The sequence below is a fragment of the Myxococcus eversor genome (assembly GCF_010894455.1).
Classification (GTDB): Bacteria; Myxococcota; Myxococcia; order Myxococcales; family Myxococcaceae; genus Myxococcus; species Myxococcus eversor.
The window spans coordinates 88,515-111,104 of sequence record NZ_JAAIXY010000019.1 but is presented as its reverse complement, the minus strand read 5'-3'; the positions used below and the strand labels follow the sequence as shown (position 1 = coordinate 111,104).

19 protein-coding genes are annotated in these 22,590 nt (G+C 69.0%); 11 read left to right on the top strand and 8 right to left on the bottom strand.

Annotated elements, in window-relative coordinates; genetic code table 11:
* Positions 1-6 precede the first annotated feature (6 nt).
* Positions 7-1,857 (top strand): M48 family metallopeptidase, encoded by a 1,851-nt coding sequence (locus G4D83_RS32805; protein WP_205522770.1) that lies wholly within the window; start codon positions 7-9, stop codon positions 1,855-1,857.
* Positions 1,858-1,996: 139 nt separating this feature from the next.
* Here G4D83_RS32805 and G4D83_RS32800 read toward each other — a convergent pair whose 3' ends face one another.
* Entirely contained in the window at positions 1,997-2,701 is a 705-nt protein-coding gene (locus tag G4D83_RS32800) for an NADPH-dependent F420 reductase (RefSeq protein WP_163868814.1), read from the bottom strand.
* A gap of 193 nt (positions 2,702-2,894) precedes the next feature.
* On the opposite strand from G4D83_RS32800, the gene G4D83_RS32795 reads away from it, so the two are divergent.
* Positions 2,895-4,940 carry a sensor histidine kinase gene (locus G4D83_RS32795; protein ID WP_163868813.1) on the top strand — a complete coding sequence of 682 codons (2,046 nt, stop codon included), beginning with the start codon at positions 2,895-2,897 and terminating at the stop codon, positions 4,938-4,940.
* A 31-nt stretch (positions 4,941-4,971) separates the two neighbouring features.
* Here the strand turns inward: G4D83_RS32795 and G4D83_RS32790 are convergent, their stop codons facing one another.
* Complete coding sequence (locus G4D83_RS32790; protein WP_163868812.1) at positions 4,972-8,712, bottom strand: RICIN domain-containing protein; 3,741 nt, start codon at positions 8,710-8,712, stop codon at positions 4,972-4,974.
* Between the two features lie 196 nt (positions 8,713-8,908).
* Here G4D83_RS32790 and G4D83_RS32785 point away from each other — a divergent pair, with 196 nt between their 5' ends.
* Positions 8,909-9,505: an FHA domain-containing protein gene (locus G4D83_RS32785; RefSeq protein WP_163868811.1), complete on the top strand. Its 597-nt coding sequence runs from the start codon at positions 8,909-8,911 to the stop codon at positions 9,503-9,505.
* 26 nt (positions 9,506-9,531) lie between these two features.
* Here the strand turns inward: G4D83_RS32785 and G4D83_RS32780 are convergent, their stop codons facing one another.
* From G4D83_RS32780 to G4D83_RS32760, 5 genes are all read right to left on the bottom strand, one after another.
* Complete coding sequence (locus G4D83_RS32780) at positions 9,532-10,698, bottom strand: methyltransferase (RefSeq protein ID WP_163868810.1); 1,167 nt, start codon at positions 10,696-10,698, stop codon at positions 9,532-9,534.
* Positions 10,699-10,753: 55 nt separating this feature from the next.
* A complete protein-coding gene (locus tag G4D83_RS32775; protein WP_163868809.1) occupies positions 10,754-12,295 on the bottom strand; it encodes a hypothetical protein in 1,542 nt (513 codons plus the stop codon).
* Between the two features lie 117 nt (positions 12,296-12,412).
* A complete protein-coding gene (locus G4D83_RS32770) occupies positions 12,413-13,210 on the bottom strand; it encodes a polymer-forming cytoskeletal protein (protein WP_163868808.1) in 798 nt (265 codons plus the stop codon).
* 54 nt (positions 13,211-13,264) lie between these two features.
* The gene (gene trhA / locus G4D83_RS32765; protein ID WP_163868915.1) at positions 13,265-13,921 is read right to left on the bottom strand and encodes a PAQR family membrane homeostasis protein TrhA; all 657 of its coding nucleotides are present in this window, start codon (positions 13,919-13,921) and stop codon (positions 13,265-13,267) included.
* Positions 13,922-14,167: 246 nt separating this feature from the next.
* Positions 14,168-14,446 carry a hypothetical protein gene (locus G4D83_RS32760; RefSeq protein ID WP_163868807.1) on the bottom strand — a complete coding sequence of 93 codons (279 nt, stop codon included), beginning with the start codon at positions 14,444-14,446 and terminating at the stop codon, positions 14,168-14,170.
* 105 nt (positions 14,447-14,551) lie between these two features.
* Between G4D83_RS32760 and G4D83_RS32755 the strand changes: the two genes are divergently transcribed.
* Positions 14,552-14,980 (top strand): PaaI family thioesterase, encoded by a 429-nt coding sequence (locus G4D83_RS32755; RefSeq protein WP_163868806.1) that lies wholly within the window; start codon positions 14,552-14,554, stop codon positions 14,978-14,980.
* Between the two features lie 62 nt (positions 14,981-15,042).
* On the opposite strand, the gene G4D83_RS32750 is transcribed toward G4D83_RS32755, so the two are convergent.
* Positions 15,043-15,999, bottom strand: coding sequence for a GlxA family transcriptional regulator (locus tag G4D83_RS32750; RefSeq protein WP_163868805.1), 957 nt, complete (start codon positions 15,997-15,999; stop codon positions 15,043-15,045).
* Positions 16,000-16,091: 92 nt separating this feature from the next.
* On the opposite strand from G4D83_RS32750, the gene G4D83_RS32745 reads away from it, so the two are divergent.
* The 7 genes from G4D83_RS32745 (at position 16,092) to G4D83_RS32710 (ending at position 22,584) form a co-directional block, all read left to right on the top strand.
* On the top strand, positions 16,092-16,994 hold the full coding sequence (locus G4D83_RS32745; RefSeq protein WP_163868804.1) for a dienelactone hydrolase family protein: 903 nt from the start codon (positions 16,092-16,094) through the stop codon (positions 16,992-16,994).
* Positions 16,995-17,027: 33 nt separating this feature from the next.
* Positions 17,028-17,396, top strand: coding sequence for an ArsR/SmtB family transcription factor (locus tag G4D83_RS32740; RefSeq protein ID WP_163868803.1), 369 nt, complete (start codon positions 17,028-17,030; stop codon positions 17,394-17,396).
* A complete protein-coding gene (locus G4D83_RS32735; protein WP_163868802.1) occupies positions 17,393-17,857 on the top strand; it encodes an SRPBCC family protein in 465 nt (154 codons plus the stop codon). The genes G4D83_RS32740 and G4D83_RS32735 overlap by 4 nt, the downstream gene beginning before the upstream one ends.
* Before the next feature lie 585 nt (positions 17,858-18,442).
* The gene (locus tag G4D83_RS32725; RefSeq protein WP_240356840.1) at positions 18,443-19,471 is read left to right on the top strand and encodes a fatty acid desaturase family protein; all 1,029 of its coding nucleotides are present in this window, start codon (positions 18,443-18,445) and stop codon (positions 19,469-19,471) included.
* Positions 19,468-19,839, top strand: coding sequence for a hypothetical protein (locus G4D83_RS32720; protein WP_163868800.1), 372 nt, complete (start codon positions 19,468-19,470; stop codon positions 19,837-19,839). The genes G4D83_RS32725 and G4D83_RS32720 overlap by 4 nt, the downstream gene beginning before the upstream one ends.
* A gap of 205 nt (positions 19,840-20,044) precedes the next feature.
* On the top strand, positions 20,045-20,425 hold the full coding sequence (locus G4D83_RS32715; RefSeq protein ID WP_163868799.1) for a GFA family protein: 381 nt from the start codon (positions 20,045-20,047) through the stop codon (positions 20,423-20,425).
* Between the two features lie 17 nt (positions 20,426-20,442).
* Positions 20,443-22,584 carry a M28 family peptidase gene (locus tag G4D83_RS32710; RefSeq protein WP_163868798.1) on the top strand — a complete coding sequence of 714 codons (2,142 nt, stop codon included), beginning with the start codon at positions 20,443-20,445 and terminating at the stop codon, positions 22,582-22,584.
* Positions 22,585-22,590: the final 6 nt, after the last annotated feature.

The window sequence follows — 22,590 nt, the reverse complement described above, 5'->3', positions numbered from 1 at the left end:
ATACCCATGCGACCTACGACGACCGCCCCCGGCTTCCTGCGCAGCTACGTGCTGCCCGCTCTCTGGCTCTTCGCCCTTCCACTCTTCGGCCTCTGGTTCACCGGCCACGCGACCGCCAGCGTGGACGGGGACGTGCTCGAGTCCATCGAGAAGCAGGTGTCCCAGGACACCGAACTCACCGAGGAGCAGCGGGCGGAGACCCTGGCTTTCTTCCGCGCCGTTCCCGCCTCGGCTGCCTGCCTGAGCACGGATGAGGCGCTGGCGAACTTCCGGAGCAACCTCGCCGAGGTGTGCAAGGACGTGAAGCAGTTCGACTGGATGCACAGCCTGGCGTCGGGCCTGCTGGCGCTGGGGCTCGCCACCACCGTGATTGCCCTATTGTGTGGCCTGGCCGCGTTCGTGTCCCGGCCGTTCCAGTTCATCAGCTTCGTCGTGGGGTGGAACGTGCTCCGCGTCACGGGCGCGCTCCAGGCGATTGGACAGGGCGGCCTGGCGGTGTGGTTGTCCTATTGGGTGACGGCGCTCTGGTTCAATCGCTATTCACCCAAGCTCATCGGCGTGGTGGGCATCCTGGCCGCCATGGCCATCTTCCTCGTGGTGGTCGCCATCTTCCGCCGTCCGCCCATGGACTTCGAGGTGGAGGCGGAGGTGTTGGAGGAGTCCAAGGCCCCGGAGCTCTGGGCGCACGTGCGCCGGCTGTGCGCGCGGCTCGATACGCCCCCGCCGGACCACATCCTCGCGGGCATCGACGCCAACTTCTTCGTCACGGAGAGCGACGTGCGCGTCGGCGGACAGACGCTCTCTGGCCGGACGCTCTACGTGAGCCTGTCCTTGCTGCGCCTGTTGGAGCAGTCGGAGGCGGACGCGGTGCTCGCGCACGAGATGGGACACCTGCTGGGCGGCGACACGGGCCACGGCAAGCGGCTGGCGCCGAGGCTCGCGCACTTCGCCCAGTATCTCCAGACGCTGCATGAGGGAGGCCTGACGCGCCCCATCTACCACTTCATGCTGGCGTACCGCGGGCTCTTCGAGCTGTCGCTGGGACGCAGCCGGCGCGAAAGCGAGCTGGCCGCGGACCGACTCGCCGCGGGCATCACCTCCGGTCGGGACATCGCCCGCTCGCTGGTGAAGGTGGGCGCGTACGCGGGCTTCAGGGACCGTGTCGAGGCGGACCTCTTCTCCCGCGACGAGCGGCAGCAGTCGGTGGCCATCGCCCGGCGCGTCGCGCTCGGCTTCGCGGACTACGCGCAGTCGGATGCCGTGCACGGGGATTTACACGGCTCCGTGACGCCGCATCCGTTCGACTCGCATCCCCCGCTCTCCGCGCGGTTGGAGAACGTCAACGCGCGGCTGGCGCCGTCGGACATGGCGCAGGTGCTGCTCGAGCCCGTGACGTTCTCCTGGGTGAGCACGATTCAAGAGGCGGAGGCCATCGAGGCGCGGCTGTGGGGCGCCTACGAGGCGCGCTTCTCACAGGCCCATGACCTGGTGCTCGCGTACCGCTACGTGCCGTCCAACGACGAGGAGCGGCAGCACGTGGAGCGGCACTTCCCGCCGCTGTCCTTCGAGGGCAAGGAGGCCGGACATGAGGCCACGCTCGACTTCGCCCAGGTGCATTGCCCGGAGTGGGAGGAGCCCGTGCTGCTCTCGGAGGTGACTCACGCCAGCACGGCGGACCGCATGTTCAAGAAGTACCTGGACCTGCAGGTGACGGGAGAAGGGCGGTCCAAGGAGAAGCGCTCGCTCTGCTTGAGCAAGCTGAAGGACCCGGACGCGCTGCTGCGTGCCTTCGAGCACTACCTGGGGCGCTGCCGGGCCATGAAGGAGCACCAGGCCCGCTCCCAACAGGCCGCCTGAGGCTGTTTCCTCAGTCAGCGGGGCGGGCATCCACTGAGCTGGGTCCTGAACTCCCAGGTGAGTCAGGACGAGGCGCCGCCGCCGCCCGCGCCGGAGTCCACGGTCGACGCGGCGCCTCTCTGAGGAACTCCGTCCTGGCTCAGCCCTTGGGCAGGGTCGCGAAGTACGCCTTGAGCGACTCATCCGCGGCCTTGCGGTACTCGGGGAGGCGGCTCTTCTCGGCGGCGGCGAGCGCTTCCTTCAGCCCGCGCGCGTCGAAGTCCTTCGTGTAGGCGGGCGTGCCCGGCTGATGCCGCCAGGACTCGTCGAGGCCGCCCGCGTCGACCGGGTCGAACCCCAGCTCGTCCACCAGGCGCATGACCTTCGCTCGCGCCTCGGCCGGGTCACCGGAGACGGGGAGCGCGATGCGCCCCGGGGAGCCCTTCGGCGCGCCCTTCTCCGCCAGGGACTTGGAGTAGATGTTATTGAACACCTTGATGACCGGCCGACCCAGATGCTCGCCGACCCAGGCGCTCTCGATTTGTCCTGAGGTGAGCGCGGGGATGTCGCCGTCGCGAATCGGATAGTAGTTGCCGGTGTCGATGACGACCACGTTGGCGGGGACGCCCTTGAAGAGGTCCTTGGGCAGGTCCACCACCGCGCGCTGGGGGATGGTGACGACGACGACCTCGCCGGCGTGCGCGGCCTGCTCGACGGTGCCCGCGGTCGCTCCAATCTCGGCGGCCAGCTCCTTCAGTGTGTCCGGTCCGCGCGAGTTGGCCAGCACGACCTGGTGACCCAGCTTCACCCACTTCCTCGCCAGCGCCGAGCCGATGTAACCCGCGCCGATGATTCCAATCTTCATGTGTGACTCCGGTTGGTAGGGGAGCGGCGAGGCGGGGGCCCCGCCGCATGGCCCTGGTGATAACCACCGCCTCGCGAGCGCGCCCGTTGGAGAAGAGGGTCCGTGGGCTTGTCTGGTCTCGCGGAGTTGTTTCATGAGGGACGGGGATGCTCTAGAACCCGGCTCCCTCGGCACGACCCGGGAGTCCCATCACGTGAAGGCGGAGGAACTGTTCAGTGGGGCCGGAGAGATGGCCTCCCGGATGCGTGAGCTGGACTGGGCCGCCACGCCCGTGGGGCCCGTGGAGCGCTGGCCCGGCTCGTTGAAGACCGTCGTCAAGACGCTGCTGCACTCCCGCCACCCCATGTTCCTCTGGTGGGGGCCGGAGCTCATCCAGTTCTACAACGATGCCTATGTCCCCAGCTTCGGCCGGGGCAAGCACCCCGGTGCGCTGGGACGGCCGGGCCGGGAGACGTGGCCGGAAATCTGGCCCATCATCGGCCCGCAAATCGAAGACGTGATGCGCGAGGGGAAGGCCAGTTGGAACGAGGACCAGCTCGTCCCCATCTTCCGCAACGGCCGCATCGAGGACGTCTATTGGACCTACGGCTACTCCCCGGTCTTCGACGAGTCCGGGAGGATTCAGGGCACGCTGGTGGTCTGCACCGAGACCACCGGGCGCATCTTCAGTGAGCAGGCCCTGCGGCGCGGCGAGGAGCGGCTGCGCCGCGTGGTGGAGGCTTCGGGAGCGGGCACCTGGGAGCTGGAGGTCGGCCCCGGGACGATGACGGCGGATGCGCGGATGACCGCGCTCTTCGGGCTGCCCGAGCAGTCGGAGTACCGCCTCGACCAGGTGCTGGAGCGCATCCATCCCGAGGATGTGCGGGGTGTGCACGAGAGCATCGCCGCCGCGCTCGCGGGGAAGACGCAAGGGGGGCTGTACCAGAAGGAGCACCGGGTGGTGGCCCCGCCTGGCGCACGGCCTCGCTGGGTCGAGGCGCGAGGGCAGGTCTCCTTCGACGCGGAGGGAAGGGCCACCCGGTTCATCGGGACCTCGCTCGACATCAGCGAGCGGAAGTGGGCGGAGGAGGAGGTCCTGCGCGCGCGCCAGGAGCTCCAGAGCTTCCTGCTTCAAGCGCCGCTCGGCATCGCCATCCTCAGCGGGCCGCGCCACGTCTACACCTTCGCGAACGCTCCCTTCATGTCCATGCTGTTCGGTGGGCGGCCTGTCACGGACCTGCTGAACCTGTCCGTGAGGCAGGCGCTGCCGGAGCTGGAGGGGCAGGGGTTCTACGAGATACTCGACGGCGTCTATCAGACGGGGCAGAGCTTCCACGGCACGAAGCTGCGCGCTTCCATGGTGCAGGCCGACGGGGTCGCCCGGGAGATGTTCGTCAACTTCACCTATCAGGCGAAGCGGGACGCGTCGGGCCGGGTGGATGGCATCCTGGTGGTCATCTACGAGGTGACGGACCAGGTCAACGAGCAGCAGGAGATTGAACAGCTCGCGGACAACCTCCGCGCGGCCCTCGTCGCCCGGGACACCTTCATCGGGGTCGCCTCGCACGAGCTCAACACGCCGCTGACCACGCTCAAGCTCCAGACGCAGATGACCCGGCGCGTCTTCTCGAGCCAGGGGCTCGCGGGGATTGCCCCCGCGCGCTTCGGGAGGCTGCTCGACACCACGCTCCTCCAGGTGGAGCGCCTGTCGCGTCTGGTCAACGACATGCTCGACGTGTCCCGCATCAGCACCGGCAAGCTGACGGTGATTCGGGTGGAGACGAACCTCTCCGACCTGGTGCGGGACGTGCTGGCCCGCTTCGCGCCCCAGTTCGAGGCGGCAGGCATCCTGCTGGAGCAGCGGCTGGAGGAGGGCCTCCGGCTGTCGCTGGACGCCGCGCGAATCGAGCAGGTGCTGACGAACTTCATCATCAACGCCATCAAGTACGCCCCCGGCAAGCCGGTGCACGCGACGCTGGAGCAGCGGGGGAGCTGGGTGAGGTTCAGCCTCCGGGATGAAGGCCGCGGCATCCCCGCCGACCAGCACGAGCGAATCTTCGTCCGCTTCGAGCGCGCGACGTCCGCGAGCGAGTCCAGCGGGCTGGGGCTGGGCCTCTACATCTCCAAGCAGCTCATCCAGGAGCACGGCGGCAGGATTTCCGTCGAAAGCACCCCCGGCGAAGGCGCCACGTTCAGCTTCGAGCTGCGCCGGGACGAGAAGGACGGCCCCGGACTCTTGAGCCGGAGCGCGAGGGACTGAGGCCTTGTGCCCCGGCCCCCCGCGCCAGGGCTCACTCCGTCACGCGCAGGCGCCACACCTGCGAGTCACCGCTCGTCAGCTCCGTCCGGACGCGGAGCTGCGCTCCTGTCGCGCCGCGCGTGAGGTACAGCTTGTGGGGCGTCCTGGGCGAGCCGGTCAGGTTGTAGAGCTTGTTCGCCACGCCGCCCACGGTGCTCACGCACCAGAGAATCTCCGGGTTCTGCGGCTGGTAGTACGTCAGCGCGACGGCGTCATCGTCCTGGGGGATGCCGATGGGCGAGTCCGCGCCGAGGTAGCCCGTGCCGTTGAAGAGATAGCCGCACGGGTCCGTGCCCAGGCTGCCCGCGGAGATGAAGTCGAAGACCTGGTTCTCGCTCGTGTTGTCCGGGTACAGGATGATGGGCGTGTGCTCCAGGACGCCGCCGCCCTCCACGTCCACGACGAGGTCCGTCCCGGATTGAGGTGGGAAGCTCACGATTTCCTCCCGGTCATCGGCCTCCGCCACGGATTGGAGGAACCAGCGCTGCGCGAAGGCCATCTCCGGGGACTCGTCCACACCACTCACCGTGTGCAGGGAGCCGCCGCCCAGCCATGACGTCATCACCTGTCCGGTGACGAAGTTGCGAAGGATGTAGGAATTGTCCGGTTGGAGCTCCGGCCGCCAGAGCTGGTCATCCACGCGCTCGTGCCACTGCACGAGGATGGCATTGGCCGCGCTGCCCTGCTGTCCCAGGTACTGGTGGCTGTTGCCGTTCTGGAGCCGGTAGTAGCCGGGGTGCGCGTCCTCGCGGCGCAGGTGCCACTGCTGGTTCAGCCCTTGGTGGTATGGGTACTCGATGATGGGCACGCCGTGATTCGTGGAGTTGCCGTTGACGTCCAGCACCTGGCCCGACCAGGCGCTGCGCACCACGGCCACGGAGGGCAGCTCCGGGTCATCCGGCCCGTCCGGCTCCTCGGGCGCGCCACCGCCCGCCCGGAAGTTGTGGCTGTAGACCACGGGCTGGTGGTCCGAATTCAGGATGCGATGCACCGCGCCCCCAAAGATGCGCGGCACCTGATGGTTGGGTCCCACCGCGTAGTCCAGGGTGCTGGTGGGCTCCGGCGTGCCCTGGGTGGGCCCCGAGGGGTCCTGGACGTGGTACTGCCCGAGCGGCAGGGCATTGCGGAGGGTGTCGGGGTCCCGGTTGAAGTCACCCAGCGCGACCCAGTCATACCCCTGGCCTCCGTTCGCCGCGGCCATCCGCGCGCGAATCTCCTGGATGAGTCCCGAGGCGTCGGGGCCGTTGGGGGAAATCGCGTGGAGGGAGAAGTAGACGGTGTTCCCCAGGCGGATGCCCAGCGCGGGGCGCAGGACCGGGCCTCCCCAGTTGAGCGGGGGAAGCACCACGAAGACCTCGTCGGCCTCCTGCTGGCTGGCCACGGCCAGGTTGACGCGGTGGCCGTTGGGGTCGGTCTCCATCCAATACAGGTAGGACTGGGGACGCAGCTGCGAGCCGGAGAGGCGGTACTGCACCACGTCCGGATGGACGCCCGCGGCGTTCTGGTACTCATTCTGGGCGAAGCGCTGAATCTCCGCGTTGCGCACGCTCGGGGGTGGAAGCCCCGCCTCCTGGATGGCGACGACGTCCGCGTTGACGCCCCGGCCCGATGCCATCAGTCCCGCCAGGTCGGAGACGTACTTGCTCTCGTACGGGCCGTTCTGTCCCGTGCCCGCGCCCTGCATGTTCCACGTCGCCACGGTGCCCGTGCGCGCGCGGGACACGAGGATGACGGGCGCGTCCTTGAGCAGGAACAGCGAGGGGAAGACGGGCTGGGAGACGGTGGCGACGCCCCGGGCCTCGGAGTAGTCCAGCGTCTCCCGCCCCGTCCAATCCGCGATGGGGACGCCCCCCTGGGACAGGTGGAGGAACTGGCGGGGACTCGCCGGGTTGGAGCCGAACATGAACACCGTCTCGGAGGGGGTCTCCTCCGGCGTGGAGTAGGGCGTGTAGGGCAGGTACGGCCCGCCCGGCGTCGTCTGCTTGATGAGCGTGTTGTTGCGGAAGATGTTCTGCGGACCGGAGGAGCCCGCCCACTTGATGGCCTTGGGGCCGGTGGCCCACCACACGGGATACCAGGTGCCGGCATCAATCTGCCCGCCTTCGCCTCCGCAGTTCGCGGTGCAGCTGGCGGAGCGGTGGTCATACGGCACCCGCACGAGGTTTCCCTCGAAGAGGTTGTAGCGCTCCCAGCCGCCATGCAGGTTCAGGTCCGAGTCCAGGTTGTTGCGGAAGGCCACGTTGCCGCTGGAGGACCACTGGAAGGTGAAGTGCCGCAGGTTGCGACTGGTGTTGAAGGCATACAGCGAGCTCCACACGCGGCTGCCCCGCAGATAGCCATTGCCGCCCTTGCCCTTGTTCCAGGCGCCGTCGAAGCTGTTGTCCTGCACCTGGAGGTTCAGGGCGACCTCCGTCACCAGCGGATGGGAGCCCGTCATCTTCGCGCTGAGGCCCCGCACCCATCCATCCGCCGCCCACTTGAACAGGATGCCGTGCATGGCGTACTCGGGTGCCAGGTTGCCGTAGTTGTGGACCGCGCTCTCCGGCGTCAGGGAATAGGTGCCGCCTCCCAGCCGGGGAAGGCCACTCACGTCCTGCGTGTAGGAGAAGTCCTCGAAGCCCACTCCCACCACCATGCGCAGCGGCGTCACCTTGCTTGCGAAGGCCTCCGTGCCGATGGGCGCGGAGCCATCCGACGTGGAGTCCACGGGCACGTCGAATTCCAGCGGCCGGTCGATGGTGACCGTCTTCGCTCCCGCGTCGAGCCCGACGATGCGGAACACCTGCTGGCGCATGTGCAGGTCCTCCATCAAGGACTCGGACGCCGCGCCAATCTGCTGCTGCGCGTAGAAGTTCCGGCTGTTCGCGGCGCCCACCCACAGGTAACCGCCGACGGCGAAGCGCGACAGGTTCGCGTTCGACACCAACTGGATGACGCGGTGTCCCTCGCGGGCCGCGTGGTTCGCATCCCCCGCCTTGCCCGCGACCTTCACGCCGGAGGCCCAGTGCTGGTTGATGGAGCCCTCGAACAGGTCCTTGCGGTTGGCGGGCGCGGACGCGTGCTCGTCCTGGTAGCGCGTGGCGAGCTCCCGCGTCTGGACGCGGAACATCGCCCGACCCGGCCATATCCACCCACCCTTGCCGGTGTCTGCTCCGGTGCCCCAGGACATCGTCAGCGGCTCCCAGCGGCCTCCATCCGTGCTGAGCGTGTCGTAGCGGGTGTTCGTGTCGGGCCGGAACACCAGCTCCGTGCCGCCGACGCCGGAGCCCTGCCCTCGAATCAGCAGGTAGTCGGCGTCCACGTACACCTGCCGGCTGAGGTCGATTCGCCCCGCGGGCAGCGCAATCAATGACAGCGCATTGTAGTTGGCCGAAGGCGAGCAGTTCGCCTTGAGTGTATCGATGGCGGCCTGGAGCCCCGAGGTGTCGTCGACGCCGTCATCCGGCACCACCCCGTGATAGGTGGCCAGCTCCTCCGAGGTGAGGATGCAGTGTGCATTCGCGGTGATGTCCCCGCTGGACGGCAGGTCCTGTCCTCCCCGGAAGCCCGCACGGCTCCAATCAGGGAGTCCCGCCAGTTGCATGACCCGGTTGTGGAAGGACAGCGTCGGGTGGACAACGGCGTCCTCGTTGGCGCCCGACGCCAGCGATGGGAGCAGCAGGAGCAACAGGGACAGCGCGGTGCGCGCCGGGCAGGAGCGTGTCCTGTCTGGGAAATGGACGACAGGCTTCATGTAATCACTCTCATGGCGAGTCTTCTAATGCGCTCGCCACGTGGGGACTACTCCAATCCAGGGTGAGGGGAATCCCTCGAATGGGTGAGAGGGATTTTGGGATCCGCTCTGCCCGGAATCTTCCTCTTCTGTGATTGCCTCGCGCTAGGATTCGCGCACTGACGTGAAGGATTCCTCGAACGGGAGAGGTGCGAGCATGGCCGCGGTGATTCTGGAGGCTCGCTGTGTGGCGCCCTTCGTCGTCCGGGTGCGCTTCAGCGACGGACACGAGGGCGAGGCGAGCCTCAAGCCCTGTCTCTTCGAGTGGGAGCCCGCGCGCGTCCCGGACCTGACTCCCCAGATGCGTGACTGGCTGCGCTCGCCGGAGAACTTCCAGACCGTCCGCGTGGACCCGGAGTCAGGCACGCTGGCGTGGGGAGACGCGCGGCCGTTCAGCGCGTCCATCGTGTACTGGCGGGTGGAGAAGTACCGGATGAAGGTGACCCTCCGCTCGAAGGAGGGTGCGGTGCTCTCCACGCTGCGCCTGGGGGGACGGCACGAGCTCTGGTCCAAGCCGCTGACGGTGGGGCGCGCGGACACCAACGCCATCGTCGTGGACCAGGACGGCGTGGCCCCGCACCAGGCCCAGGTGACGGTGGGCGGAGGCCACCACCCCTGCTTCTTCATCGAGGCGGTGGAGGGCGTGACGATTGTCGGAGGGAATCGTCTGGAGACCCCCGGTCAGCGCTGTCGGGTCTCCGCGCGGGAGCCGCTCGTGCTGGAGATGGGGGCCTGTCTGGTGGACATCGACTGACGTCGGGCCCTCCGCGCCGCGTGGGGCTACGCCGCCACGGGTGTGAGGCAGTAGAGCGTGGTCGTCTCGCGCGAGCGCGCCATGTGCAGCGGGTCCGAGGTGTCCTTGGCCTTGGAGTGCCGCGCCGCCGTCGACTTGCTCCACTTCACCGTCAGGCCGCACCGGGTGAACTGCTCCTGGAGCCAGCCCTGGGGGCGCAGGCCCAGCAGCACCGCCAGGTCCGAGAGAATCAGCAGCCCCTCTCCTCCCGGAGCGAGCGCCGCGGGGAGCCCCTCGAGGAATCGCTTCAGTAACTGGCTGTCCTGGTCGAACACCGCGCGGTCCACGCGGTTCTTGGGGGGCTCGGGAATCCACGGGGGGTTGCAGACGACGAGGTCCGCCTTCCCCTCCGGGAAGAGGTCGGCCTCGCCCACCTGGAAGGACTTGCGCAGCCCCAGCCGCTCCGCGTTCTCCCGCGCGCAGGCCACCGCGCGCGCGTCACAGTCCGTCGCCTGCACGGACGAAGCGCCCCGCTGGAGGAGGAGGAACGAGAGCACGCCCGTCCCCGTGCCCACGTCGAACACGCGCTGCCCCTTCAGCTCGGGGAGCCAGAGCAGCAGTTCGATGTAGTCGGTGCGCGTGGGCAGGTACACGCCGTAATGCGGATGGATGAGTCCGGTGAGGCCGGGCACCGCCAGGCCCTTTCGCCGCCACTCCGCCGCTCCGAGCATGCCGAGCAACTGCTTGAGGGGGACCACCGTGAACTCCGTCTCGGGCGCACCCCAGACCTGTCGGCACGCCAGGGCCACGTCCGGTGCCCGCGTAAGCGTGAGCCGGTAGTCGCGGTCCAGCGACACGACGATGCGCGACAGCGTCTCGTGCTCCAGTTGCCGCGCGCGACGCTCGGCCCGGAAGGCCTCCAGGGGAGTGCGGGCGTTCGACGCTCGCTCCAGCCTGCGACCCAACGCGCCCAGCAACTGCTTCGCGTTGTGGAAGTCGCCCGAGTACAGCAGGAACTCCCCATTGCGGACCCGCTTGAGCGCCGTGTCCGCGCTGAGCCGGTCATTCACCGCGTGCAGCCGGGCGGGCGAGGGCTCGTCGCTCTCCGAGCGCCACGTGAAGGGGGCGCCAGCGGGGAGCGGGGACGCGGGGGCAGCGGGCGCGACGGGGGCCGGTCCCTTGGGCGGGGGGGCGGTTCGGGTGGGACGAGGCATGGACCCGAGGGGGTAGCACGTCCGCGCCCCATCGTCGCGCCTGGGATGAGGGGCGCTACAGGGTGTCGACGTCCTGCTCGGGGGTCGCGCTCATGACGTCGGCGTGGATGGCCGCCAGCTCCGCGCGCGTCCGGGCCTGCTCGATTCTCGCGGCGACCTCCTCCGAGACGGGCTGGGGAAGGCCCATGAGTGTCCGGGTCCGCAGCTCGTCGGTCGCGGGGGCACCCATCCGCAGCGTGAGCGCGCCAGCGACGGTGTGCCGGTGCTTCTCGTGAAAGGACTGCTGGGGGCCGTGCATGTCGAAGTACCACTGCTGGTTGGCGCCCTCCGCCCCGTTCCGGTTGTAGTTCTCGAGCGTGACGGTGTCCGCGCCATCACGGGCAATCACCGCGGCGAAGTGGAAGCTCCAGAGCTGCATCTCCTCCGGGGTCCGGTCGCGGCTTCCGACGATGGCGTAGGACTCACCGGGCTCTGGGTTGGCGTGGGCGTTGACACCCACCTGGCGACTTCGCGCGTCCGTCACGTCGGCGTACTGGTCCATATACCTCGCCGTCGCGTCGTCTCTTGCCTGCCGCAAGTGGGTGTCGAAGGAGTCCTGGAGCAGCTCTGCCCACTCATCGATTTCACGAGCGCCGTCCTGCGCATGCTGGGCGAGGAATGCTCCGAGCGTGCCCGCGAGTCGCTGCTGGACCTCGGGTTGCCTCTCATAGGCCCCGGCGAAGATCTCCCTCAGCAGTGCGATACGCAGCTCCCTCACGGGAATCACCGGCGCCAGAGCGGTGCTGGCATCGGTCAGTCGGTCTGTTCGGATGTCCACGCCGCCGAACGTGAACTGGAGCCGGGCCGCATCCTCGTTCTCATCCGAGATGGCATTCTGGTCCGTGACGAGGGTCTGGGGTGTGACGTCGGGATTGTCCGCCAGATGCCTCGCGATGACGTTGAGCTGCTCCACGACGGCGGGATAGGGAGACTGTTGCCGCAGGAGCGGCACTCCCCCTTCGCCAGGCTGGTAGATGGCGTGGGTCTGTCCCGAGTTCGTCACGCGGTCGGCCACGTCGATGCACTCGTTGACATCGAAGAGGGGCTGCTGGGGATTCCGAGGCACGGGCGTCACGGCCCGCATGTCCGCGAGCGGCTCCGGCGCGGCTGGCCCTGCCTGGAGTTCGACCCGGGACTGGATGGCTTCGAGGATGAGGTTGGAGCGGTTGATTTCGGCGGGAGTGGCGTAGAAGTCCTTGGACTCGTTCTGCTCCGGCACGGCGAGGGTGTGGTGCTCCGAGACGCGGTAGCCGTCCTCGACGGTGTAGCGTTGGACGACGGGGGCGCTCCCAGCGGTGGCGGCGGGCGTGGCATGTCGCGCCTGGAGCGCGCTGGCCTGGGCCTCGCGGGCCACCACGCGGGGACTCTGGCTGACGTCCTGCTGGCGCTGGAGCAGGGACTGGACGGCGGGGCGCTGGTTCAACTTCCGCTGAAGGGCCTGGTGTCGCTTTCCCGAGGGCGTCTCGACGCAGGCGGCGGGGGCCTCGCTCGTGCCGCGCTCCTCCCAGGCTGCCTTGGTGGACGTGACGTCACTCTGCGGCCTCTCGTGGGTGTTCATGGCGTCGCGCTCCGGGCGTGATGCCAGCTTATGAGGGCGGGGTACGGCGCTGAACGCCTCGGCACGTCCTGTCCGGGGCGAGCGGGAATCCTCCCCGGTCGCGCCCGTAGGCAGTGCTCACTTCTTCCGACGTCCGGGAGCGGGCTGCGCCAGCGCGGGATGACCCCGGCGGACGAACGCCGCGAGCTTCTCCACGTCGATGGCGTCGATCCACGGCGCCTCGGCGTCGGCCTCCTCGCCCTCTTCGTCCTCGAAAATCTCGTCGGCGAAGACCTTCAGCAACCTGGGGGAGAGGGCATCCCGGACGCGCGGGTCCGTCTCCTCGATGAACGCGTACGGCTTCGTGCTCCGGATGTGCTTCGCGTCTCCCGTGACGAGTCGGGCGTTCACGCCGCCGTGCACCTTCACCGCGTGATAGTTCGTGTAGACGAAGGGCGCGCTGACGTCGCCGAACACCTCGCCGCAGGCGTCGTTGTCGACGAACAGGATGGACTGGCCGGCGACCAGGTCCCCGTGCACCTCGAGGAACCCGGCGGTGATGACGTCCCGGGCCCGCAGCGAGCCGGTGACGATGACGACCGACTCCGGGTCGAGCGAGTCCTCGTAGCGCCCCTTCACGGTGAGGTCGCCTTCGACGATGAGGAGGCCGATTCGGGGGCGGCGCCCGGTGACGAGCTCCTCGAGGCTGACGCGTCCCACGTGGTGGAGGATGTCGCTGTCGGCGCGGTCGCCCGCGACGCGCTGCTCGATGAAGCGCTTCGCGGCGCGCAGGGTGCTGGACTTCGCGAACTTCCCACGGGCGTGCTTCTTCAGCAGCGCCAGCGCCGATTGTTCGGTGAGTGTCCCCGCGCTGAAGCGCAGGGCCTTCGGGAGCAGGTGTTTCTTCGTGCCCATCATGCCACCAGGATACCGCACGAGGACCCCATCCCAAGGCGAGTTCGCGGTGGCCCCGGTTCGACTTCGCGGGTTCTACGCGCCCGCGGCGCGCACGAGCCGCAGCACGACGACGAAGTGGAACAGCGCGCCGACGATGGTCAACGCATGGAACAGCTCGTGGTAGCCGAAGACGCCAGGGCGGAGGTCAGGGCGTTTCAAGGCGTAGGCGATGGCCCCGGAGGTATAGGCGACGCCGCCCAGGAGGATGAGCACCAGCTCCACGCCGCCGAGCGCCGCGCGCACCTCGGGGAGATAGGGCACCAGCGTCCAGCCGACGGCGATGGCGAGGGCGGCGGTGAGAATCTTGGGGGCATGGGCCCAGAACAGGGACTTCACGACGCCGAGGAGGGCGCCGCACCAGATGGCGAGCAGCAGGCTGTCGCCCGCGGCACCGGAGAGCCCGATCAGGGCGATGGGCGTGTACGTGCCGGCGATGAGGATGAAGATGGAGGCATGGTCCATCTTCCGCATCCAGGCGCGGGCGCGAACGGACCAGTCCACGCGGTGGTAGGTGGCGCTGACCGAGAACAGCACGACCAGGCTGACGGCATACAGCGCGGCGGCGGTGGCGGTCCGGAGCGTGGGCGCCATGGAGACCAGCACCGCACCGGCCCCGAGCGCGCCCACGGCCGCGAACTGGTGCAGCACGCCGCGCAGCTTCGGCTTTTCGACGACGGCCTCGGTGGTCAGGACGGGCTCCCGGCATCCACGAAGCGGGCGCCGGAGGACCGCGCGAGGAGGCCAGGTTTCTCCAGCAGTGCGAGGGCACCGCTTCCGTGGCGTGGAGGGGTGGCTGCAAAGGCCATGGCGCGGTGCGTGATGAACATGGCTCCATCAGAAGCACAGTTGCCCTGTCAGAAGCGAGCGGCGCACTCCTGCACACACGTCCACGAGCCAAGAGGGCTCGTCACCGTCACGCGAAGGTGACTGCCGGGTTCACCAGAACTGCCACGTCAACGCCGGGGTGATGCCATTGGTGGAGCACACCAGCTCATCGACGTCGGTGCCCCGGCAGCATGGTTTGCGGCTGTAGAGAGGAGCGCACGGTTGCCCGTGGTAGGGACTGCACGAGGGCAGCTCGCTGCACGTGGCGGACTGGGACACGGCTCCGGACTCGTCGAGCACGGCATCGTCCGCGACGTCTGGCGACGGCCCACCGCAGCCCAGCAAAGCGAGACATGAGAGCGACACCACCACCGCAAGCGAAAGCTTCATGAGAAGTTCCAATGCAGGACCGCGGGTGCGCCTCGGGTCCTAACATGAATCCCGCGAACCCCGATGAGATGGTGCTCACGGGGGTGTTTCCCCCAGACTCGGGGGATGGCAACCCAGCAAGAAATCGCGGACTTCATCTCCGCCGAGTTTCCGCAGACGCGGGTGCGGATTCTCGAGGTCGGGGACCACTCCGCCACGGTGGCACATGAAGTCGGTGTCGCGGAGCTGCGGCCCGGCGGCACGGTGTCCGGCCCGGTGCTGATGGCGACCGCCGACGTGGCGCTCTACGTCGCGATTCTGGGAGAGATTGGCATCGTCCCGCTCACCGTGACGACGAGCCTGAGCTTCAACTTCATGCGGAAGCCCTCGGCGGACCGGCGCATCGTCGGCGTGTGCAAGCTGCTGAAGCTGGGGCGGACGCTGGCGGTGGGCGAGGTGTCCCTCTACTCGGAGGGACTGCCGGAGCCCGTGGCCCACGCGGTGGGGACCTACGCGATTCCACCCATGGACCGGAGTGGCGGCACGGGCTCCTGAGCCACTCGAGTGGACGGAGGACGTCCAGGCCGGAGTCTCGACGAAGGGCTCGCCGCGCTGCTTCACCGCACCGAGCGAAGCGCGCGGGGCGAGCCACCCCCGAGCTTCTTCATCAGCCTCCGGAGCGTGCTCGCGTCCTGGTAGCCGACCTCGGCGGCGACATCGTCGATGCTCAGATGGGTGGCCTGGAGGAGCGCCTGGGCGCGCCGCACCTTGACGCTGTGGACGAGCGCGAGGGGGCTCCGGCCCGTCGCGCGCCGCACGTGGCGCGACAGCGTCCGCTCCGTCATGCCGAGGCGAGAGGCGAGCTCGGCGACGCCCGGGGGATTCGGGAAGCGTGCCTCCAGCTCCGAGGTGATGCGCGCAATCAACGCGTCTCCGTTCGCGAGCAGCTCGGGTGCGATGAACTTCGCCTGTGCCTGCCGTCCGTCGAGCAGCATGGTGCGCGCGAGGAGGTCGACCAGTCGCGCGCCGCAGCGCTCGCGAAGCAGGTGCAGCATGAGGTCCGTCTGCGCGAAGGCGGCTCCGGCCGTGATGATGGGACCATCCGCGCAGACCATCGCGTTCGAGTCGACCCGGCACTGTCCCTCCCACTCGGAGAGCAGGCCCGCGAGCCACCAGGTGGTGGTGGCCCGGCGTCCGACGAGGACCCCTGCTTGTTGCAGCAGGAAGACGGCGGTGCACGAGGCGGCGACACGTCCTCCCCGCGAGACGTGACGGGCGATGGCCTTCGAGAGCTTCGTGGCATCCGGTCTGCCGAGGCGCGCGCGCACGGCGGCGGCATTCGTCATCCCGAGCCCGGGGATGACCCAGGTCGTCTCGTCGCCGCGGGCCCCCACTCGCAGGCGCGACGTCTGGAGGCTCACGCGCTCCGAGAGGGGGACCTGACCTCCGTCGACCGAGCACACCTCGAAGTCCAGCGACTTCGCCCCCAGGGAGCGCGCCGCCCGCAGCATGTCGAGCGTCGCCGCGACACCCGTCGCGAAGGCTCCCTCCAGGGCGATGATGGTGAAGGACATGGTGTCTGAATCTGCCCGAAAAACGTCATTTCCGACACTGGTGGATGCGGCTGGGCGGATGGTCTCCTGGTGGCGAAAGGATACGAACGCCCATGACGACCCGAGCCGTTCCCGCCGCGCGCAATCTCGAAGAGGACGATGCCCTGGAGGATTTTCAGCACCGCGAAGTCACCCTGCGAGAGGAGACGCGGAAGGTCTACATGGCGGGGGCGGGCCCGGCGGTCATCGTGATGGCGGAGATGCCAGGCATCAGTCCGCGTGTCGCCCGCTTCGCCCGCTGGGTGAGGGACGCCGGCTTCACCGTGTGGATGCCGAGCCTCTTCGGCAAGGACGGCGCGGTCCCCACCGCGAAGGAGGGCAAGGCCATCTTCGAGCGCGCATGCATCAGCAAGGAGTTCCGGGCGCTCGGCGCGAACCAGTCCAGTCCCATCACGGTGTGGTTGAGGGCGCTGGCCGCCCAGGCGCATGCGGAGTGTGGCGGTCCGGGAGTGGGCGCGGTGGGGATGTGCTTCACCGGCAACTTCGCGCTGTCGATGATGCTGGAGAAGGCGGTGCTGGCGCCGGTGCTGTCGCAGCCGTCACTGCCGCTCGACGAGCCCGGGGGCGTGAACATCGCCCCGGAGGAATTGGAGCGTGTGCGGCAACGACTGGTGGACGAGGACCTGACCGTCCTGGCCTATCGCTTCCAGGGTGACGCCTTCTGTCGCGCGGAGCGCTTCGCCGCCTACCAGCAGGCCCTCGGAGAGCGCTTCCACGGGCGAGTGCTCCCGGACAGCGCGGCGGGGCCGAAGTCCGAGCGCCCCGACGACTTCTTCCGCTTCATCCCAACGCCTCACAGCGTGCTGACCGTCCACTTCGTCGACGAGGCGCACGCGCCCACCGCCGCCGCGCGGGACGAAATCCTGGCGTTCCTCCGGCGACGGCTCCTGGGTCGCTCGCTCGCCCGTGCTGCATCGGCGGTGACGGGCGCTCCGAACACTGAAGCAACTGCTTGACCATTGCGGCGCATCCCGCCAATACTGAAGCAAATGCTTCAGCATTCCTCCCTGGACCAGGTCTTTCACGCGCTGGCGGACCCGACGCGGAGAGCGATGGTCGAACGCCTCGCAGCCGGGCCGGTGTCGGTCAGTGACCTGGCCGCACCGTTTCCGGTGTCGCTGTCGGCCATTGGCCAGCACGTCCATCTGCTCGAATCGAGCGGGCTCGTCCGCACCAGCAAGGTGGGACGGGTCCGCACGGTGGAGCTGGCGCCGGACGTGCTGGCCGCCGCCGAACAGTGGTTCGCGAGTCACCGCTCGCGCTGGGAGCGTCGTCTGGACCGGCTCGGGGCGCTGCTGATGGAGCCGGACGAAGAGCCCGAACCCCCCACGAAGTCACGCCGGAGGAAAAAGCCATGACCTCGCCTGTCATCCACAAGAGCTTCACCCTGGAGCGCACCTATCCCACGTCTCCGGCGCGCGTCTTCAAGGCCATGTCGGACCCGCGCAAGAAGCGTCGCTGGTTCGCCGAGGGCGAGGGGTTCATCGTCGACAGCTACTCGCTGGACTTCAAGGTGGGCGGCTTCGAGCGCACGCGCTTTCGCTACGGTGATGGCCCGGAGATGACCCATGACTGCGTCTATCTGGACATCATCGAGGACACGCGCCTCATCTTCGCCTACTCGATGACGTACGACGGCGCGCCCATGTCGTCGTCCCTGGGCTCGATGGAGTTCGTCCCGGTCCCCTCGGGGACCTCGTTGCGGCTCACCGAGCACACGGCCTTCGTCGACGGCAAGGACGGCTCGGAAGGGCGCAAGGAGGGCTCTCGCGAGCTGCTCGAGTGTCTGGCCCGGGAGCTCGAAGCTCATCCCGAGTAGGCTGCGCCCCGGGGCGAAGTCGTGCCCGGTGGAGTGCGCGTCATGGGTGTAATCACGGACCCCTTCGCGGGGAGACCCACGGCGATGACCGGAGAGCGCAGGCGGACGGCGGCACGAAGGTCACCATCACCCGCGAGAACGTGTCGCCCGGCATCTCCGAGGAGGACCATGCGCAAGGCCTGCAATCGTCGCTGGCCAACCTGGCGGCCTACGTCGAGCGCGGCGGCTGACGCCACTGCGTGAGGTGGGGGAGGGTGGCTGCCCACAGAGGCCCACTGTGTCCGTGACGTTGGCTACAGGGCTTCGCTGGGGAGGGCGAGGGGGCGTTCTGTTCGGCGGCGGGCGCTGGGGCGTAAGCCCCGCGTGCCGGGTGGCACGAGAGGCCGGAACAGTTCGTGGGGTCGATGTGTTACATGGACCTTCGGTACCAGGCAGGCGATGGCCGCGGCGGGCTCCTCCCAGCGCGACACCAGACTCCACCGATGGTGCCCCTGGCGGCGTGGTGAAGGCGGGTGGACGTTGTCGCACGCGACGAAGGCGAAATTTCTCGAGTCAGGGCTCTTTCTTCAGGACTTACAGGCTCGGGTGGAGCTCTACCTGGGAGCGAGCGGGCGTTCGCCTCGGGACCTGCCGTGGATGTACGTGAAGACGGGCGTCATCCTGGCGTGGTTCGCGGCCTCCTATGCGTGGCTCGTCTTCGGCGCCGCGGGCCCCTGGGGCGCGCTCGCCGGCTGCCTGTCGCTGGGGCTGGCCATCGCCGGCGTGGGGTTCAGCGTCCAGCATGACGCCAACCATGGAAGCTATTCCTCGCGTCGCGGCATCAATCAGTTTCTGGGAGGAACGCTCGATGCCATCGGCGGCTCCTCGTACGTGTGGGGCTGGAAGCACAACATCTTCCATCACAGCCACACGAACGTGGTGGGCCTGGACGCGGACATCGACATCCAGCCGTTCTGCAGGCTGGCGCCGGCGCAGAAGCTGCGGTCGGGGCATCGCTTCCAGTACGCCTATATCTGGCTGCTCTACGGGCTGCTGACCTTGAAGTGGCACTTCGTGGACGACTTCAAGGACCTGCTCAACGGGCGCGTGGGGCGACAGAAGATGCCGCGCCCCAACCGGCGGATGCTGGCGGGCGCCGTGGGCGGCAAGCTCCTGTTCTATGGCTGGGCGCTCATCGTGCCGTGGTTCTTCCACCCGCTCTGGCAAGTCTTGTTGGGCCATGTGGTCACCTCGTTCGTGCTCGGGCTGACGCTGGCCACGGTGTTCCAGATGGCGCATTGCGTGGAGGAGGCGGACTTCTCCGTGCCACCGGAAGGCGGCGCCACCTTTCCTCGCGACTGGGCCACGCACCAGGTCTTGTCGACGGTGGACTTCGCGCGGGGCAACCCGCTGGTGAGCTGGTACCTGGGAGGGCTGAACTTCCAGGTGGAGCACCACCTCTTCCCCAGGGTGTGTCACCTGCACTATCCGGCGCTCTCTCGCATCGTCGAGGAGACCTGTCGTGAGCACGGCATCCGCTACCGTGCGAACGAGAGCGTCGGTGCGGCATTGAAGAGCCACGTGCGGTGGCTCAAGCGGATGGGGCAGCCTGCTGCCATCGAGGGCGCGGTATGAGTGACGAGACGGAGAAGGTGCGGTACGGGCGGGCGCAGAAGTTCAGGCTTTCACCCAAGGGGACGGAAGCCGTGGCGGCGTATACCGTCATGATTGAAGCAGCCAAGGCCGGCAGTGGACGCGCCCAGTTCGACGCGGCCCGCGCCACCTGGGGTGCGTCGCTCGGGCTCGGCGCGGAGGATGGGCTCTTCCTGGTGGAGTTCGAGGCAGGCGGGAGGACCGTCTCCGAGGCGACGCACAGCCTGGAGGGCTGTGACATCTCCGCGAAGGTGGTGAAGGAGGCCGTCGACCGGCTGTTGAAGTGCGGCATGCTGGAGCCGCTGCCGGCGCCTCCTCCGAAGGTCGCTCCTCCCCGCCGCTACTGGTAGGGGACGTCAGGCCGACCGCGCCGGGGCGTTCCCGGTCGCGGCCGGAGGCTCCGCCGGTGGTGAGCGTGCAGGCTCCCATCGCTCGCGCAGGGCCTTGCCGAGTCGGGCGGAGAGGCGGACCGATTCCAGTGGCTCCCTTGCTCCTCGCTTCGCCTATCTTCGGGCCAAGGCCCCGTTCACCGGGACGCCGACGAAAGGGCACGTCATGCACCGAGGAGCCTGCCTTTGCGGAGCCATCACGTTCGAGGTGGCGGGAGACCTGCCGCCACCGAATGCCTGTCATTGCTCGCAGTGCCGCAAGCAATCAGGACACTTCTGGGCGTCCACCGACGTCCCCCGCGCCGCCGTGACTGTCCACGGCGCCGACAAGGTCACCTGGTTCCGCTCGTCGGAGAAGGTGCGGCGGGGGTTCTGCTCCACCTGCGGGTCGGTGCTCTTCTGGGACCCGCTTCACGGGGACTGGACGGCCATCGCCATGGGGGCCTTCGATGCGCCCACCCACGCCCGGCTGGCGAAGCACATCTTCGTGGCCAGCAAGGGGGACTACTACGAGCTGGGGGACGGCTTGCCCCAGCATGAGCGATAAGGCCGGCGAGACTCCCCATGCGCCTCTTCCCACACCCCTTCGCCGCTCTCGTCGTCCTCGTCACGCTCGGCGCCGCCGCCCAGACGCCCTCGTCCCCGGTGGGGTCCGTGTCGCCCACCACCGGCCTGGTGCTGCGCGACGACGTGGTGCGCGCCCTCATCCATGAGAGCTCCGGTGACCGCATCCATGACGGGGTGCAGCGACTGGCGCTCCTCGCCCGTGACAACGCGGGCGGCTACACCGAAGCGGCCGTGTGGACGAAGGCCGCCGCCGAGGCCGCGGGGCTGAAGGACGTGCGCCTGGAGCCGATGAAGCAAGGGCCCCAGTGGCGCGCCACCCGGGGCGAGCTGTGGGTGGCCGGCCCCCAGCGCTACCGGGTGACGTCCCATGCGGACCTGCCCATGTCGCTGGCGATAAAGAGCGGGAGCTTCGAGGGCGCGGACCTGGAGCTGGTCGACGTGGGCACCGGCACCCAGGATGCCGAGTACGCGGGCAAGGACCTGAAGGGCAAGGTGGTGCTCACGCGCGGCCACCCCAGCGCCACCCTGCGCAGGGCGGTGACGAAGCTGGGCGCGGTGGGCGTCGTCTCCTCCTATTCGACGCCGCCGTGGAACCTGCCCCACCGTCTGGACGGCGACTTCCCGGACCAGGTGGGCTGGGCCATCGTCCCGCCGGGGCTGGTGCCCGAGGGCCAGCCCGCGCCGTTCCTGTTCATGGTCTCCGACCGCCAGGGCCGTGAGCTGCGCGCCCAGTTGCTGACGGGCCCGGTGAAGGTGGACGTGCATGTCGCCACCGAGGAGTACCCGGGGCACTACGGCATCCTCAGTGGCGTCATCCCCGGCACGCGCGCTGGCGAGGAGGTCGTCCTCACCGCGCACCTGGACCACTACAAGCCTGGCGCGGATGACAACGCCTCGGGCTCGGCCACGTTGCTGGAGCTGGTGCGCACGTACACCACGCTCATCCGCCAGGGCGTGCTTCCTCCTCCCGTGCGCACGCTGCGCGTGTTGTGGCTGCCGGAGTTCGAGGGCACCCGGGAGTGGTTCGCCCTCCACGGCGCCGACCCCGTGCGGCGGGTGGCCCACTTCAACTTCGACATGCTCGGCGCGAGCCTGTCCCGGGCCCACTCGCGCTTCCTGGTGTCCTATACGCCGGACTGGAATGGCAGCTTCGTGAACGCCGTGTCCGAGTCCACCGTGGCCTTCATGAACCGCTTCAACGGGGTGGCGTATCCGCCCCGGAAGGACTTCCGCATCGGCTCGGTCACCGGCTCCAGGGACCCGCTGGATGCGCACCTGGACCGGTACAGTCGGGGCTCGGACCACCAGCTCTTCAATGACCACGGCATCCCTGGCGTGGCCTTCTCCACCTGGCCCGACGACACCTACCACACCAGCGGAGACAGGCCGGAGCTGGTGGACCCCACCCAGCTCCACCGCGCCGCCTTCGCGGGCCTGTCCTCCATCACCGTCGCCGCCTGGGCGGAAGGGCCCGGCGCGCTCGACCTGGCGCGACTGGTGGCGGTGCACGGCGCGCGGCGCGTGGCGGAGGACGAGTTCAGGGCCCGCCGCGACCTGGCCTCCGTCCCCGCGACCGGCGTCGCCGGCATGCACCGGCTGGCCCGCGCGGTGGTGCGCGCCGCCTACCAGCGCGAGCGCGACGCGCTGCTCTCCTGCGTGCAACTGGGCGCTCCGGCCAAGGCCGTGCGGACGATGACGCAGTCACTGGAGAGGGCGGAGGCCCAGGCGCTGGAGCGGCTCGACGCGGACAGCAAGGCGCGCGGAGTGTCGCTGAAGGAGCCCGCGCCCTCCGAGGCGGAGCGCCGCGCCCGGGCCTTCGTCCCGCGCCGCGTGAAGGGGCAGGAGCTGGCGTCCTTCGACGAGCTGGTGACTCGGGCGGCCCCCGAGGACCAGCCCCGCGTGGCCACCGTGCAGGCCGCGCTGCGCGAAGCGACCACGGCCTTGCGAGAGCGCGGCGAGGGCGAGCTGCGCTTCTACCAACTGCCGGATGCCCTCGCGAGCTACGCCGATGGCAAGCGCTCCGTGGCGGACATCCGCGACGCGGCCTATGCCGAGTACGGCCACGTCTTCCCCGTGGAGGCCCTGATGGACCTCTTCGGATTGCTGGAGCGGGGCGGCATCATGACGACCGCCCGCTGAGCCCGG